The organism is Vibrio sp. OPT18 (assembly GCF_015163615.1).
Lineage (GTDB): Bacteria > Pseudomonadota > Gammaproteobacteria > Enterobacterales > Vibrionaceae > Vibrio > Vibrio coralliirubri.
Window position 1 is genome coordinate 180,252 of the sequence record NZ_JADDYK010000060.1, and the last position, 16,322, is coordinate 196,573.

The window sequence follows — 16,322 nt, forward strand, 5'->3', positions numbered from 1 at the left end:
CCCTTTTTTGAGAAAACCTAAATGCCTAATGCTGATTCCACCCTAAATAAACGTATGGGAATCGTTGCGCTCACCTGGCCAATTTTTATCGAAGTTCTTTTAAGAACCGCACTCAACACCAGTGATGTATTCATGTTATCGGGATACTCAGACAAAGCCGTGTCTGCCGTTGGTGTTATTTCTCAGATATCCTTTTTCCTGATCATTGTCTCGACCATGGTCAGCAGTGGTACGGGTATTTTAATCGCTCAGTACAACGGTGCCTCTCGCACTCAAGAGAGTGCTCACGTGGGCGTAGCGAGCATCATTCTGGCCATTATTGCCGGTGTGCTACTCAGTATGATTGCCGTTCTTGTTGCTGAATATTTTATCCCGCTCTATCAACTCGAACCTCAAGTTGAACAGTACGCTCAAGAATACCTGTTCATCAGTGGTGCTCTCACCTTCAATGTAACCATAGGTGTGGTTCTCACCACTATTTTGCGCAGTCATGGCTATTCAAAGTCACCGATGGTGATCAACATGATTGCAGGTGTCATCAACGTATTCGGTAACTACTGTGCCTTATATCAACCTTTTGGTTTGCCAGTATATGGCGTGCAAGGGGTTGCGACCGCGACCGTCATTAGCCAAGTGATAGGAATGTTGATCTTGATTGGTGTGGTCAGAAGTAAAGGGATTTATCTACCAGTGAAGCAGTTTAAATCTGTGCCGAAAGCCATCTATCAAAAAATCATGAAGATCGGCTCGATGAACGCAGGAGAAGTGCTCTCTTATAACATGGCTCAGATCAGCATTACCTTCTTCGTAGTGCAGATGGGCACCTCTTCACTGGCTGCGTTTACTTACGCACAAAACATCGCTCGTCTCTCTTTTGCGTTTGCACTGGCAATTGGTCAAGGCAGCCAAATCCAAACAGGCTATTACATTGGTAAGGGTTGGATCGACGAGATTACCAAGCGCGTGCAACGTTACTTTGTGGTTGGCTTTATCGCCTCAACCGCGATTACCTGCATGGTTTATGTGTTCCGTTTCGAAATTCTCGATCTGTTCACTCAAGATCCAGAGATCATTGCGCTAACTGCTGCACTGATTGCAGGTTCCATCATTCTTGAAGCAGGCCGAGTATTTAACCTGATCTTTATCTCTTGTCTAAAGGCTGCTGGCGACATTAAATTCCCGATCAAAATGGGTATTCTCAGCATGTGGGGCATTGGGGTTGCCATGAGCTATTTGCTTGGCGTGCATTGGGGTTATGGCGTATTGGGGGCTTGGATGGCAATCGCGATGGACGAGTGGTTCCGTGGAATCATCATGGCCTATCGCTGGCGAGCTAAGAAATGGACTCGATTCTCTTTTTAGAGCTATAAATACAATAAGTTAAACAATACGCTAGGTATCTCAATTGTCATGATTGAGGTACCTTTCAAAATATTCTGACTACGATGATCTATCCAAGTTATCGCTATACAGACTTCACTAAACCCCCGATAAAAACAGCCCTTCCTTAATCGTCATCCAACATCACTATTGCTTTCAACAGACGTAACAATACTGACTTTTAAATATTATTATCAACGTTTTCTATATAAAGATTCTGTAATCGTAGGGATTATCAAACAGGTTCGCTCGAACTACTATTATTTCACTCGCTAGCCAACACGTTAGCAAGACAGCGACTAAAACAACCAATAACTAAAGTGCACAGACTCATTCAGAGCGCACAACGTGGAGAACATCATTATGTCTTACTATTCAGTACTAGAAGTAACACCAACAACAGATGCATGGGTTGCCGATTACATTGGCCCTGCAAATAAACTGGTTGCTCAATATGGCGGTAAATACCTAGCGCGTACTTCTAGCCACGAACGCCTTGAAGGCGACGCAGAGCAGCCTGCACTTCGTATCATCATCGAGTGGCCATCAAAGCAAGCTGCGGTAGATTTCATGAACGATCCTGGTTATGTACCACACCTAGCGGCACGTACCGCAGGTTCAGTTAGCCACCATACGCTTATCGAAGGTAAAGACGACCTAGCGTAATCGAGAGTCCAATTTCGGTTTATATTTAGATCTCAACTGGCCTTTTCCAAACATTGAAAGCCGCACCATCATTTCATGGCGCGGCTTTTTGTTATTCGATTTATAGTAATTAGCCTACAATGAACCTTTTACTACAAAACCACAATATAGCAATCAAATCAGATGGTTAGGGCATTTAATCAAGTAACTAAACCGTCGCTTCAACGCCCTTCTTACGCTTTGCTAATCGGCCAAAAATACCGACTAACATCACGATGCCACACACACCGTAAACCTGCATGATGGTTGGATCATCAGAGACAAAGCCCACATCAGAGAACATAACGTAAGCACCTAACACCATGTAGAGAATGATAGCCGAAGCCTCGAAACGGAACGCCCAAGGTGTCACATCAATATTCTCATTGACTGGCATCACGTACTCAGATTCACGCGGCATAAAGTAACCAATGATGAACATCAACGCAGTACATACCACGAACAGGATCGCCAATTGATGTAGGAAGTGAATCGGTGTTTTAAATACTAGCTGCATTGCTGCGTATGAACTTACAAACACCACCAACGCCACTTTCGCCGCTACAGCGGGTACACGTTTAGATACATAGCCGACAAACACGATAGTGAAGATTGGCACACTGAAGAAACCTGCCACCATTTGTAGATATTGGAACAAACCTTCTGGTGCGTACATGATGAATGGTGCGATACATACCGAGATAATCGCAATCACGACACCAAAAATACGTCCTTTACCCACTAGCTCTTCGTCCGTTTTACCTTGCCCGAATAATGGCTTATACACGTTCAATGCAAACAGAGTCGTTGAGCTGTTCAACACACCATTAAAGGTACTCAAAATCGCACCAAACATGACCGCAACGAAGAAACCCACCAGCGGCTTAGGCAAAACTTCATTAACTAAACGGGTGTACATGGTGTCTGGATTACCCGCATCAGCACCAAACATATGGAAAGCAATGATACCCGGAATGATCAAAAACAGCGGAGAGATAACCTTAATCGCACCCGCAAGGATTACACCTTTCTGGCCTTCTTTTAGGTTCTTAGCACCTAATGCGCGTTGAATGATGGATTGGTCAGTACCCCAGTAATACAAGTTCACCAATAGTAGACCTGTGAACAATGTCGAGAACGGCAGTGGATCGCTTTCTGTACCCACAGATTGAAGCTTCTCTGGCGCGGCATAAAGCAGAATATCTAAGCCAGTACCGAAACTCCCCTCGCCCAGTACCATCAAACCAAATACTGGAATCATCATGCCGCCGACAATCAAGCCTACGCCATTAATGGTATCTGCAATCACAACCGCTTTTAGGCCACCATAAATCGCGTAAAAGAAGCCAAGTAGACCAATCGTCGCCGAAATAAGTGCAATTGAACTAAACTCTGAAATATTTAGCAGAGCCTGAACATCGAAGATTTCACCCAAAACAACGGCGCCCGCGTAAAGTGTGGTAGGTAAAATGTTGATCACGTATTGGCACAAGAAAAGTAACGTCACAAACTTCTTCACTGACATGTCGTAGCGGCTCTCTAAGAAGTCAGGAATGGTGGTGATGCCTTGTTTCAAATAGCGAGGTACCAACATCAAAGCGATGATCACCAAAGTGACACCAGAGGCCACTTCCCAACCCATGACACTCATGTTGTGGGTGTAAGACTGCGCACTCATGCCCACGAAACTGGTTGCGCTCAAGTTCGTTAAGATAAGTGAGCTAGCAATTAAGCCACCGGTTAAGCTTCTTCCGCCAAGAAAGAAACCATCTTGTGAGGTGTTTTTGTCATTTTTCACTTTGTTGTAGGTAAACGCGACTACAAACCCAGTAAATAACAAAAATGACAGCAGAACGGTAATAGACATTTTGTTTTCCTTAAGTTGAGTTATTGCGGCAGCAATACCTCGCTGCCGATTATAATTTTTATATTTAGATTTTTATTTGTAGGGGTACTCAGAGTCAGAAATTCACATCTTTTTTAGATGCACAATCAAGGCAGACTCGGGGTCGAGAATAGGTAAGGTCAATCCAATCTCTTTGAGGTTATCGCCGCTTAAAGTCAGTGTTTTATCTAACCATTGAGGGCGTTGCTTCATGAGTTGGAAACTGGTTTGTGGCATCTCCACCAACTTCACTTGATACAGCGCACTGTCTTCCACGCAGCTAATACGAAGTGGTGATGGCAGAGCATATTCAGGCATGGCCAACTGACACACGGTGATCAGCATTTCATCATCATTCTGCATCCCATAGATGTTCTGGTTTTTGTCCGCAGGATCCATGCGGAAGCTACGGCCTGAGTGCAAAATATGACGGAACTGCTTGTGCAGAGAGATGTAGTGAGAGAAAGCTTGTTTCTCTTGTTGTGACTCTTTAACCGGATCCAGCTCAACGCCCATGTGCCCCATCAAAGCGGTGACACCACGCATATTGATGCTGTGGCGACGATTGGTTGAGTGGCACTCAGCTGGGCCAATGTGCGCGCCCATGACTTCTGGTGGGAAGAAGTAACTCATGCCTTTTTGAATCGCTTGGCGTTCCAATGCATCGTTACAATCGGATGCCCAGAATCGATGTGTTCTCTTAAGGATTTCAAAATCAATACGACCACCGCCTGATGAGCAAGATTCAATCTCGACTTTAGGGTGTGCTTGATTCAGTTGATCAACGAGACGGTACAAGGCTTGAGTTTGACCATGTACCGCAGCACGACCTTGATGACCCGGCTGAACTAATTCACGGTTCATGTCCCACTTTAAGTAGCCGATATTGTACGTAGTCAGAAGCGCATCAAGGCGAGAGAACAGGTAGTCAAAGCACGCTTCATTCTGCAAGTCTAAAACATACTGCCAACGACCAGAGGGTTGATGATAACCTTGTAAACCTAGTACCCAATCAGGATGGTTACGGTATAGGTTTGAGTCTTGGCTGACCATCTCAGGTTCAACCCACAACCCGAACTCCATCCCCTGTTGGTTAACGTGTTCAATCACAGGTTCTAAGCCATTTGGGTATTTCACTTCATCGAGATACCAATCGCCTAAGGCCGTTCGCTCACCATCACGACCAATAAACCAACCATCATCAATAATGAATCGTTCAACACCCATTGCGCCGGCTTCGGTTGCCATCTGCATGATGTATTCCGGTTTATGGTCGAAGTAGATGCCCTCCCAAGTATTCAAGTGCACTGGGCGAGGTTTATCGGTAGGGAATTGAATAATGTTGTCACGAACAAACTGCTGAAAACGCTGAGCAATACCGTTCAAACCAGAATTGCTGTAACAGCCGTAGAGCCAAGGTGTCTGATAAGTGGCCTCTGGTTCTAGAATCGATTCACCCGCTAGCAATAACTCTCCCGCTTGAACAAAACGGCGGCCATCACTGCGGACATCAGCACGCATTTGGTGGTTACCACTCCAACCTAAATGGAAGCCCCACACCAAACCGTTCTGCTCTGAGAAACCTTGCGTTCCTGCAAACATGCCAGGGAAGTTTTCATGTGAAGTACGGCCGCGACGGTTCTCTTGCATGAAGCCACCATGCTCAAAACGCTGACGTTGCGTTTGGAACTCATGACACCAACGACCATGGAACGTCATCAATTCATTGGCGTGGTTTGGCAGCGGCAACGTTGATGACAGCTTATTTAAATAGTATTTACTGTCCCCTTTATTGGTTACTGTGACGCGCTTTTGAACCACATCCGATTCGTAATCCAGTTTAATTTCGACCGTCAATTCAAGCTTAGACACGGTGTCTTCTAGAACAAAAGTGACTTGCTGATCCTGAGCTTCTACGCGGACGGTATTAAAAACGGGAGCCCAATCAAAACCATCACGATGCCCTTCAATTCCCGGAGCATTAAAATGACCGCTACCCAATTCAGGACAAAGAGAAAGCGGTACATCGACATCAAGGCGTGCTTGAGATATCGGTCTCTCAGTTGATAACAAAAGATCTTCATCAATACTGGCGATCTTAGCGCCCCAATGAAGAACCTCTGGAGTACGGCTCGATTTGATGATCAAACTGTGGTTTTTACTTGTTAGATGAATAAATTCGCTCATAGCCAATCTCATATTGTTTTCGTAAACATAAACTAAGATTAATAGTGAACTTGAAGATTGAAATTAGTACTAAAATGGCTAAATAACGTGATCCAAAAACACTTATTCGTTGCTAAAATTTGCACAAGATCGACTGTTTTCGGAAACATATTTAATGTTTTAAATGACATTTTTTTGAAAGGGATCAGAGTTTAATTTCGCTAAATTGGATAAGCTCATCGAATAACTGGAATATTCGACGGACGGTGTGATGAGTGTAACTTTTAAAGATGTGGCGAAGTTGGCTGGCGTATCGACTCAAACAGTATCAAGGGTGACGAACGGCTCGCAAGATGTCGCAGAATCCACTCGAAACAAAGTAAATGCCGCAATAAAGAAGCTTGGATATGTGCCCAATAAAGGTGCTCAAATGCTCAGCCGTTCCAAGTCCACTAGCATAGGGTTAGTGACTCTCGATATGGCCTTACACGGCGCCGCAATGATAGCCAATGGTGTGCGAATGCAGGCTCACGATATGGGGTATGGCACCGCTTTTTCTGTGGTATCAGAACCGAACCTCGCCAAAACCCGCGAAGCCATTCGTGAACTGATCGCCCAACAGGTCGACAGCATCATTCTTAATGTGCCTTTAAATAGTATTGATGCCGAATTGCTGGTTGAACAATATCAACACTTGAACCTCATCTTCATTGATGTCCCTTCTAACAGCCAAGTTAACTATATATGCGGCGATCACGCCGAGGGCGCAAAGCTGGCGGCTCAACATCTGATTGAAAATGGTCGCAGTGAATACTTGTTAATCAGCGGGCCTAATGAGTCCAGTGCCTCACAAATCCGTCTTCATAGTTGGTTGGGTGTGTTATCAGATGCAAACTGTCAGGTACAGTTTCAACATCAAGGAAACTGGCAAGCAGAAAGTGGCTACCTTGGCATTCGAGACGCCGTAGCTAAACGAATCCAGTTTGATGCTGTGTTGGTCGCCAGTGATCAAATGGCATTAGGGGTTTTACGCGCACTGCAAGAACTGCAGATTCCAGTCCCTGACAAGGTTGCGGTCGTCGGCTTTGATGGCATAGAAGACAGCGCATTCTTCAATCCGCCTCTTACAACCATCAAACAAGATTTCACAAAAATAGGCCAGCAAGCAGTGAGACTTGCAGAGAAGCTCAACGCCAACTCGCAAGATGCCTTGTTACAACATCATATCGAAACCACACTGCTTCCAAGAGAAAGTAGCCAATCTAAGGTAACTGCCAATTATGAAAAACAAGAGATCGAAAAACTGCTGAACAAGATTCAGAGCCTACTACCAGAATCCAACTGAAAGAAAAAAGCGCTAGGGGGAGCTAGCGCTTTTAAGACCAACTAAGTCCGTTTAGCCTGGTAGATTTTTAAGCTATATCATGAGGATATAACCAATTTTTTTACTTAGGTAAATCAAAAAGCCTATTCTTTACGACTGCTTTAAGTCGTAAATTAAGTATAGTCGGGTTCTTATAATAAACCGGATTTTTCTAAAATTAATTCATATGAATTTGACGATTAACCGACACAATAAACTATTCGGAAATCACAGATGAGATCGCATTAGTAATCAACTTTCTAAGTAGTTTATTTTTATCATCTAAATGCTTTGCCTTTCTATAAACAAGCTGGATATCAAAATCTGGAACATCAATAGGTGGCTTCACAGCTAATAAGGTTTCTTCACTATCAATATCCTTGCGCGCGACTAGCTTGGGGACAATACACAATAGTTCTCTGCCACGAATGAGCCGCTTAACAGTTAAAAAGTTACTGGAAGATATCGCGACTTTCCGGCTTAAACCGAGTTCACCTAAACGAGTATCCACTCCCGTCTTTAAAGCCCCTGCCGGGGAAACGAGCGCGTGCTCGACAGCAACAAATTGTTCTAGCGACATCGGCTCCTCAATAGTTAGAACCGATTGATCAAGTAAACAAACATGTTGCTCCGTGTATAAATGCTTTGTTCGATATTGCTTTGGTACCTCACCAAAGCTGCCTATCGTCATATCAAGCTTGGCATCGTCAAAGACTTGGTGGTAGTTACTCCGGTTTACATTGAACAACGCTACTTGGGAATAAGGAGAGGATTGCTTAATCAGGTCAAACAATATTGGAGCGAACATCTGCTCGGCATAATCAGTGAGACCAATCTTCCAAGTCCCTTTATAAGTCTCTGCATCAAACGATTTAGATAACAGAACTTCAGACTGGATGGTATTCAGTAGCGCGTCCACGGTACTTGATAGTTCAATGGCTCGGTCGGTCGCCTCCATCTTGCTGCCCACACGCTCAAACAAAGGGTCATCAAACAATTTTCGTAGCCTTTGTAAGCTATGGCTCATCGCAGATTGGCTGACATAACAACGCTCAGCAGCCTTACTCACGCTATTTGTTTTATACAAAGCCTGCAGTGCAATCAACAAGTTAAGGTCGATCCCTTTCCAATTAAAATCAGCCATGCCAATTAACCCATTTCATTCATAGTTATAATTAAAACAATTAATTTGAATCATAGTTCAACTCCACCTAAATTACGCTAAACATTTATCTGGAATCGATCATGCTTTCAATTTTTAAAACCTTTTTCTGGCTTGGCTGGATTAGCTTTGGTGGACCAGCAGCACACATTGGCTACTTCCGTAAAACCTTTGTTGAGAAACTGAACTGGTTGTCCGACGAAGAGTACGGGCAGATTGTCGCTCTTAGTCAATTTCTACCGGGCCCAGGTTCAAGTCAGGTTGGGTTTGCGGTTGGCTACAAGAAAGGTGGACTAACAGGTGCTATTGCTGCATTTGTCGGCTTCACTTCCCCATCTGTGATTCTGATGCTGATATTGGCGTTAGTCAGCAACCAGCTATTGGAAGCACCACTTTTCAATTCAATCATTCACGGGCTTAAGTTATTAGCGGTAGTGGTTGTAGCTGATGCAACCTTTGGTATGTACAAAAACTTTTGCCAATCGAAGATAGCAACCGCCTTATGTGTGATTACCGCGATTGTTCTGCTACTGATTCCAGGCATCTGGCCTCAAGTGTTAGTGCTTCTATTTGCAGCGATGGTTGGCAGTAAGTTCTTGACGTCTCAAGAGCTCAAAACGATACCTTCAACGCAAAAAATATCGGTAACGCCTCTCGTGATTTTTGTTGCTTTACTGGTTGGCCTGCCTCTATTCAGTGCTTACTCTCAAGGTATTGAAGTATTTGGCCTGTTCTACCAAGCAGGTAGCTTAGTATTCGGCGGCGGCCACGTGGTACTTCCGTTGCTACAAAATGGTATTGGTGACCAACTGTCTCAAGATGCCTTCCTAACAGGTTATGCAGCAGCACAGGCAGTACCAGGGCCTATGTTTACACTTGCGACTTACTTAGGTTATGTATTGATGCCATCGGCACCGATCACAGGCGCACTACTCGCAACGATTGCTGTGTTCTTACCGGGCTTCTTATTACTATTAGGTGTGTTGAAAAACTGGCAGGCAATTGCAAGCAAACCTTTAGTGGCTGGTGCACTTACAGGTGTGAATGCGGCGGTTGTAGGTTTGTTATTGGCAGCGCTATATCAACCGATTTTCACAAGCGCAGTGAATAGTAGTTTAGACTTCGCTTTGATCATTGTTGGTGTGTGGTTATTGAAAACCGTGAAGTTACCTATTGTAGGGCTTGTCGGATTATTCATGGTCTTTGGCACAATGACAGGTTTAGCAGTCTAAAAGATTTATAGTAAGAAGTGGGCGAGTCGCTTGCTTCTTACTTCTTTTCAGAACTAGAATCAGGCTTAATCCCGTGAAAATTGAAGAATAAATTGCAGTCAATAAGAGGCATAAAACTCATCGGCCAAAATGATTTTTGATGTTCAGGAAGATAGTACCTTAAGAACGCAATTAGATTATTACATGGATTTACATGCTCTCTTGCCATTATATAATCGTAATTCCAACCTTTTGCCAGACCTTGCTTCCTCGTCGTACAGTACCGACCAATCTTCCATGCTATTCCAGGATCAGTAGGAATCAGAATCGAAAGAGTCCCTCCGGGCTTTAACACTCTTAACCACTCTTTGATAACTAAATGGGGCTCATACAAATGTTCCAATATATGAGTTGCAATCACTCGATCAAAGCTATTATTTTCAAAGTTTAATTGCCTAGCATTGGTCACATCGAAAGTAAGTTTATCGTAAGAGTTGATATGATTGAGCTGCTTTTGGGCCAACTCAAGCGCCGCAGCATCACCATCACTTACAATATATTCATCAAAAGTGTGATTAACATGCAGTAAGTGTTCACCCGTTCCGGATCCCACTTCTAACACTCTCGAAAAGTGTTCACTTTCACCAAATGGCTTTTCGCACGCTACATGGCCAGCTCTCATCACATAACCCGTTGTATTTCCGCTGTAAACCCGCTCATCATATTCGTCACTGAATCGAGATAAATAGTTGAGCCATTCTTTATCTTCGTCCTTGCTTATTCTCATACCTGAACCCTATTTTGATAGCTTGTGATCGTGACTTCTTAATATTGAGAGGATCCTCATCTCTCGTCTGCCGCGCGACACGTTGTCGAGTATCAAGCCACAAAAGAAAGACATCACCGCAATAAGTGCAATTGAGCTAGACAGAATAGCAGTAGGTACTCTTTCAACTAACCCTGTATCGATAAAATCTAGGATAACGGGAATCCCTAATCCTAATGAAATAAAACAAAGCAACGCTGACAACACACCGAAGAAAAACATCGGCTTTACGTCTCTTAATAAGAACAAAATAAAGTTAAGGATTTTAATACCATCACTCAATGTATTCAGCTTACTCGCCGTGCCTTCAGGCCTTGAGTGATAATGAGTGGGTACTTCTTTGATCGACATATTATGGTGCAATGCATGCACGGTTAGTTCCGTCTCAATTTGAAAGCCATCACTGAAAATAGGAACCGTTTTTACAAACCGGCGACTCATAACTCGATAGCCAGAGAAAACATCATTCAATTGAGCATTGAACCCTTTATTTATCAGAGTCGAAAACATCTTATTACCCAAAATATGTCCTGCAGGATAAGCCTCGGAAGAGCGCTCTCGACTGCCAATGATCATATCGAGCTGTTCAGTAACCAGTTGTTCAATCAGTGTAGGGCTAATGGAGGCGTCGTAGGTATCATCACCATCAGCCATAATATAAATGTCAGCATCAATATCTGAGAACATCCGTCGCACGACTTCACCTTTGCCCTGACGATACTCATGGCGAACAACAGCACCAGCTTGCAGCGCCTCTTCGACCGTGCCATCAGTAGAGTTATTGTCGTACACATAAATCGTCGCACTTGGTAGTGCACGTTGAAAGTCAGCCACCGTTTTTCCAACCGCTCCGGCTTCGTTATAGCACGGGAGTAACACCGCTATGGTTTGATTCTTCATGAACTCTCCCTGACTCGAAACACTCGGTACCCATTTTCAATATTGTCGTACACAACATCTAACCAAGTTGGCGTATCTGAGCTGTACAGCTTATTGATAAATGCCTCCTCGCTCGCCGAGTCCTTTAAAATCAACAAATGCGGGTCATTGCCAATAACAATGATATCGATGCTTTTCTCTATGATTTTCCTTTCGGCTAAGCTGAGATCTTCCTCTAGCATCACTTCAATAAGAAATTGGTTCCCAACAATATTTCGATGGTAAGGAGCAGCAATAATTCGATTATCCGTTTTTGCCAACACTGGAGCCCCCGTTTCAATCCCTGAAAGTATGGTGTGCGAATTTATATCGTTATCTTTTAACACCTTATGAATCTTCAGCGATTGCTCCTTTTGATCAAGAGTAGTTGTAATTTCTTCGGTTGGCGACAACGCGAGAATGACAAACGCTACCGCTAGTGGTGCTCCAGAAATAATAACCGTCGCTTTTATGATGGAGGAACGTATGTAATCCGCTAACTGAAGAACCACATACGCCTGGAGTGGCGCCGCTAACACAAAACACAACCTCATGACTCTAATCTGCCAAAAGATCGCAAGGGCTAAATTGAACATAAAGATGAGATACAAAATTGTGCAGTGGTCGTTTTTACGTTTAAAAAATGGATACAAAGTGGCAGGAATCACGAGCAAAGCGTAATTCTCTATTGAGAAAAAACCATGACTTGCGACATATCTAACGATCGATTTCGCTTCTGTCACTTGGTCTAGCCAATACACTTTTAGTAACGGGGGGTAATCAATTAATAAAGCACTACTGAGTGAAGGGTAAAGTACTGCCACTGGGATTAAAAATAAAACAGCAAGAAAAAAGAATAACAAAGCCTTTGGCAATAGGTTCTGACCTTCATTCATTAACCGACTGTAAATATTGACAAATAGCCAACCACAGAAGAAAAGAATAATGAGAACAAATGATATTTCGTCGTACTTAAAAACAAAAAACTCATCGTAAGGCCGATTTAATAAAACCGCACAAACCCCAAACAGAGCAGAACTCGCATACAGCTTAGAGATATAACCAAACCACTCATGGCGAACAAGACCGTAATACACGGTGTAAATCGTGAAGAAAATCATAAATAACAATACATTGTCTAACCCTGTCCACAAAGATAAAGACAACAAGATTGCTTGAGCATAAACACGCCATGATTGGCACAATTGGTTGTGATTTAACGGCGTCGAGGCTAAAAACAATACAGCGAAGATAAGCTGAATATTATGATGATCAATAGAACCGGGTAAAAAATGGATAATTGAAGGCGAAGAAATCGCAAACATCATGCTAATAAAGCGATACTTGGCACCAAAGAGGTGGTCAGCTAAGTAAAAGCATGACAGTGAAAAAAGCAGCAAGTAAAGCAGGGGGACAAGAGAGATGGATATTGTATAAGCAAGGTTATCATCAACGATAAACAATAGTGGAAAGGCAACAAAAGACAGAACGAGATCAGGAAAACGAGACCAATGAATAACAATGCCATCAGCGGCATTGAAGTTACTCATTGGCTCTAGGTACCAATGACCATTCCTCATCCACTCCTGAAACTGAACAAAACGCATATAATCGTCATTGTCATTCAGGTTGAGCATTGAAATGCTTTCCCACTTATAAACAAATATGAAAATGGCACATACGAGCCAAATTGCATAAATAGCTATGATGTCTTTGTTAAAATTATCACTTTTAGGCAATATGAATATCCTTTTCATTAAGCCAAATTCTAAATGACTATTGCTCCATCTCTCTCACTTCCGCTAGTGCTCTGTTTAAGTTTTCATTTGCTACTTTGTAGTAAGATGATTTTTTATCGATAGCTTGTTGTAAATATGGAACCGCCTGATCAGGTTTTCCTTGTAAGATCAGGAAGTAGCCAACATTATTCAACGCTTCCGGTGTGTCCATGTGCCTCATGAACACGTTGGTTGCCTTCTTAATATCGCCAGAGGCTAAATAAATAAGCGCCAGATTATTCTGAGCTTTTTCATTATTCGGCTCTAACTCTAAAGCTGAGCGCGTGTACTGATACGCTTCCTTATAATTACCGTACATGTAATGAGAGTAGCCCATATTCAACAAAGCTTTGACTGAACTTTTGTCTATCGTCAGCGATTTTTTAAAGTACTCTTGTGCGATCTGATGCTTTCCGTCAACATCTTCCAATACACCAATTCCCATGTAAGCCAATGCTGGGGACATGCTGTCTACCTTCAAACTGGCCACTTCACTTTGGCTCAACGCTTGGTAGTTCTGGATAGTTTCACTGCTTTTTAAACGAACTTGGTCTGAATTTATCGCTTTAAAGAAATAGCTTCGACCTTCATCTGTACGACGTTGTTTGGTGTATAGAACGCCTAACTGTTCCAGCACTTCAGTGTGGGCAGGGTTAAAATCTAGCGCTGCTAGGTAAGCTTTCTCGGCCAACGCATAATTACCGCGAGACGAATGTATTTGGCCAATAGTGAATAAGGTTTTATCGTGAAACTCTTTTTCAGGGAAGGACAAAGAGCGTATATATTCATATAAGGCCAAGTCTATATTGTTGTCTCGCAGAGCAATGTCACCGCGCATAATTGCTTCTTTTTCATTTAGCGGTGGATCATCACTAGTTAAAGAATCGATTGGTTTACCAGAATACAATTCTGCATCAAATTGATTGGTCGGCTCATCCGAAGAAGCACAACCAAGTAGCAAAATTGGCAATAGTAGAAGAATAAACTTGTTGTATAGCATCATAAACTTGCTCCCGGCGCAGTTAATGCGTCCATTACGATCAAGAGTCCAGGGCCAAGTGCGACAATGAAAAAACAAGGCCAAATAAATATCAACATGGGGAATAACATTTTAGTCGGTATTTTCGCCGCGATTTCTTCAGCGGCTTGCTGACGCTTATCTCTAAAGTCTTCAGTATAGTCACGGAGCGTTTGAGCTAAGCTTCCGCCCATTCTCGATGCATGAGAAAGCAAAGAAACCAAACCTTCCAACTCGACTAAACCGGTTCGTTCGATAAGCTGCCTAAGCGCATCAGGCATGGTGACACCCGCTTGGATTTTAGCAAACACAGTCTCTAGTTCATCCGCAAGCTCCGGCTGAGAGACATAGAGCTCAGATGCGACACGGCCAAGGGCTGCATTAAAACCAAGCCCAGACTCAGTACACACAACAAGAAGATCAAGCGCATCAGGGACACCGTTTCTAATTTTTTTCTGACGCTCTTTTTGTAACTTACTCAGTACAATATTTGGCGTAAACGTTCCAAGAAAAACACAGGTCATGATGAGTAAGTTATTGTAGTCTCCACCCAACGATATGTAATAGACCATAAAAGCAGCGACGATACCTATTAAGCTAGATAAAACCTTCAACGCATAGAAAACTGATAATGAACTCTTCTCATGGAACCCAGCATGCATCAGCTTTTCTGAGTAAGTTTCATTATCCTTTTTGTTACCTTTACTTATAAAAGGGCTTAATGATTCAAGCGTATTTGAGAAATCATAGGGTTTGCGACCACCAACACTTCCCTCTTCAGATATTTGTCTTAGCTTCTTGTCTAAAGGAGATCGAGCTCCTAAAAACAGAAACCCAACAGTCAATGTAAACAAGACAGTAGTGAGCAAAATCATCGCATAAATAACCACCTGAGAGCTGATCCCAAACTCTTCTAACATCTGCTTCCAGACTTCAATATTGAGTAGTTCCATAAGTTAAATCTCTATGCTGATGATCTTTTTAATCCACAAGGCCCCAATGGCCAAAAGAATAATACCGACACTGACCATCGATAAACCGCGTGGGTCTTTATAAAGTGGCTCGATATATTCGGGACTAGCCACCCGTAATGCGAAAAACAAACCAAAAGGGGATAATGTTAAAATCCATGCTGATAAGCGACTTTCAGCAGAGAGTGTTTTTACCTTCCTTTCCAGTTTAAAACGCGCTCTAAGTACTTCTGATACCTTTTGCAGGTTCTCAGATAAATTACCCCCAGTCTCTTTTTGCAACATTACGGCACTAGAAAAAGCCAACATTGATACAGTGGGTACTCGCTCTGTCATCTGTAAAATCGCTAGACGTAAATCATAACCATAATTAAGTAAGTTATAGGTGTTCTTAAATTCGGTACCTATTGGGTCAGGAAGCTCTTCGCCAACCTCATTAAATGATTGAACGAGCGGTTGCCCTGCTTGTAAGGCACGTCGAATAATATCCAACGCCTCAGGAAGTTGTTCTTCAAATCGAGCCATTCGGTAAGTCACTCGGTTTTGCACAAACAAGTAAGCAATAACCCAAACGAAAATGAATGCCGCGACACTTATGAACCACACTTGGTTGGTCATTATCGATATCAATGAGAGCAATACAGCGCAAAGAGAAATAATCAGTAAGAATCGGCTTAATGCCACTTTCATACCTGCCAGTTCCAACATTTTTTTCAAGCCCGCGAAAAAAGAGATAACGATGAGCTTACGATCCAGCGGGGAGAGTTCTTTGTTATAGTGCTCTTTGAGTAATGACAAACTCTCTGCATCGATATTACGTTGCGTCTCTTTCAAGCGACGAGACAGCTCTTTATGCTTCGCTTTCTTACCTGCAGCAGGTAACAACAACGCTTGGGAAATAAAAAGTACTGCGATAAACAATAGGCCTAATGAAACGCTTACATTGTCCATAATCTCTCC

13 protein-coding genes are annotated in these 16,322 nt (G+C 42.9%); 4 read left to right on the plus strand and 9 right to left on the minus strand.

The features are described from left to right. Window positions 1-21 precede the first annotated feature (21 nt). Together IQQ51_RS15840 and IQQ51_RS15845 are read left to right on the plus strand one after the other, a co-directional pair. Window positions 22-1,362, plus strand: coding sequence for an MATE family efflux transporter (locus IQQ51_RS15840; protein WP_193841560.1), 1,341 nt, complete (start codon window positions 22-24; stop codon window positions 1,360-1,362). Window positions 1,363-1,743: 381 nt separating this feature from the next. Further along, entirely contained in the window at window positions 1,744-2,046 is a 303-nt protein-coding gene (locus tag IQQ51_RS15845; RefSeq protein WP_193841561.1) for a DUF1330 domain-containing protein, read from the plus strand. 187 nt (window positions 2,047-2,233) lie between these two features. On the opposite strand, the gene IQQ51_RS15850 is transcribed toward IQQ51_RS15845, so the two are convergent. Together IQQ51_RS15850 and IQQ51_RS15855 are read right to left on the minus strand one after the other, a co-directional pair. Next, the gene (locus tag IQQ51_RS15850; RefSeq protein ID WP_193841562.1) at window positions 2,234-3,931 is read right to left on the minus strand and encodes a solute:sodium symporter family transporter; all 1,698 of its coding nucleotides are present in this window, start codon (window positions 3,929-3,931) and stop codon (window positions 2,234-2,236) included. Window positions 3,932-4,033: 102 nt separating this feature from the next. Further along, window positions 4,034-6,136, minus strand: a complete 2,103-nt coding sequence (locus tag IQQ51_RS15855) for an alpha-galactosidase (protein ID WP_193841563.1) — start codon at window positions 6,134-6,136, stop codon at window positions 4,034-4,036. A gap of 250 nt (window positions 6,137-6,386) precedes the next feature. On the opposite strand from IQQ51_RS15855, the gene IQQ51_RS15860 reads away from it, so the two are divergent. Further along, window positions 6,387-7,460 carry a LacI family DNA-binding transcriptional regulator gene (locus IQQ51_RS15860; RefSeq protein WP_193841564.1) on the plus strand — a complete coding sequence of 358 codons (1,074 nt, stop codon included), beginning with the start codon at window positions 6,387-6,389 and terminating at the stop codon, window positions 7,458-7,460. 235 nt (window positions 7,461-7,695) lie between these two features. Here the strand turns inward: IQQ51_RS15860 and IQQ51_RS15865 are convergent, their stop codons facing one another. Further along, window positions 7,696-8,622 carry a LysR family transcriptional regulator gene (locus IQQ51_RS15865; protein WP_193841565.1) on the minus strand — a complete coding sequence of 309 codons (927 nt, stop codon included), beginning with the start codon at window positions 8,620-8,622 and terminating at the stop codon, window positions 7,696-7,698. A 101-nt stretch (window positions 8,623-8,723) separates the two neighbouring features. Between IQQ51_RS15865 and chrA the strand changes: the two genes are divergently transcribed. Next, window positions 8,724-9,872, plus strand: a complete 1,149-nt coding sequence (gene chrA, locus IQQ51_RS15870; protein WP_193841566.1) for a chromate efflux transporter — start codon at window positions 8,724-8,726, stop codon at window positions 9,870-9,872. Window positions 9,873-9,909: 37 nt separating this feature from the next. Here the strand turns inward: chrA and IQQ51_RS15875 are convergent, their stop codons facing one another. Genes IQQ51_RS15875 through IQQ51_RS15900 form a run of 6 tightly spaced genes read right to left on the minus strand, consistent with a single transcriptional unit; the run spans window position 9,910 to window position 16,313 of the window. Next, window positions 9,910-10,638: a class I SAM-dependent methyltransferase gene (locus IQQ51_RS15875; RefSeq protein ID WP_193841567.1), complete on the minus strand. Its 729-nt coding sequence runs from the start codon at window positions 10,636-10,638 to the stop codon at window positions 9,910-9,912. Between the two features lie 9 nt (window positions 10,639-10,647). After that, on the minus strand, window positions 10,648-11,577 hold the full coding sequence (locus IQQ51_RS15880) for a glycosyltransferase family 2 protein (protein WP_193841568.1): 930 nt from the start codon (window positions 11,575-11,577) through the stop codon (window positions 10,648-10,650). Further along, complete coding sequence (locus IQQ51_RS15885; protein ID WP_193841569.1) at window positions 11,574-13,352, minus strand: hypothetical protein; 1,779 nt, start codon at window positions 13,350-13,352, stop codon at window positions 11,574-11,576. Before IQQ51_RS15885 ends, IQQ51_RS15880 begins: the two co-directional genes overlap by 4 nt. A gap of 19 nt (window positions 13,353-13,371) precedes the next feature. Continuing rightward, window positions 13,372-14,376 carry a tetratricopeptide repeat protein gene (locus tag IQQ51_RS15890; protein WP_048605604.1) on the minus strand — a complete coding sequence of 335 codons (1,005 nt, stop codon included), beginning with the start codon at window positions 14,374-14,376 and terminating at the stop codon, window positions 13,372-13,374. Next, window positions 14,373-15,344, minus strand: coding sequence for a type II secretion system F family protein (locus IQQ51_RS15895; protein WP_019824861.1), 972 nt, complete (start codon window positions 15,342-15,344; stop codon window positions 14,373-14,375). Before IQQ51_RS15895 ends, IQQ51_RS15890 begins: the two co-directional genes overlap by 4 nt. Window positions 15,345-15,347: 3 nt before the next feature. Continuing rightward, window positions 15,348-16,313, minus strand: a complete 966-nt coding sequence (locus IQQ51_RS15900) for a type II secretion system F family protein (protein ID WP_019824860.1) — start codon at window positions 16,311-16,313, stop codon at window positions 15,348-15,350. Window positions 16,314-16,322 lie beyond the last annotated feature (9 nt).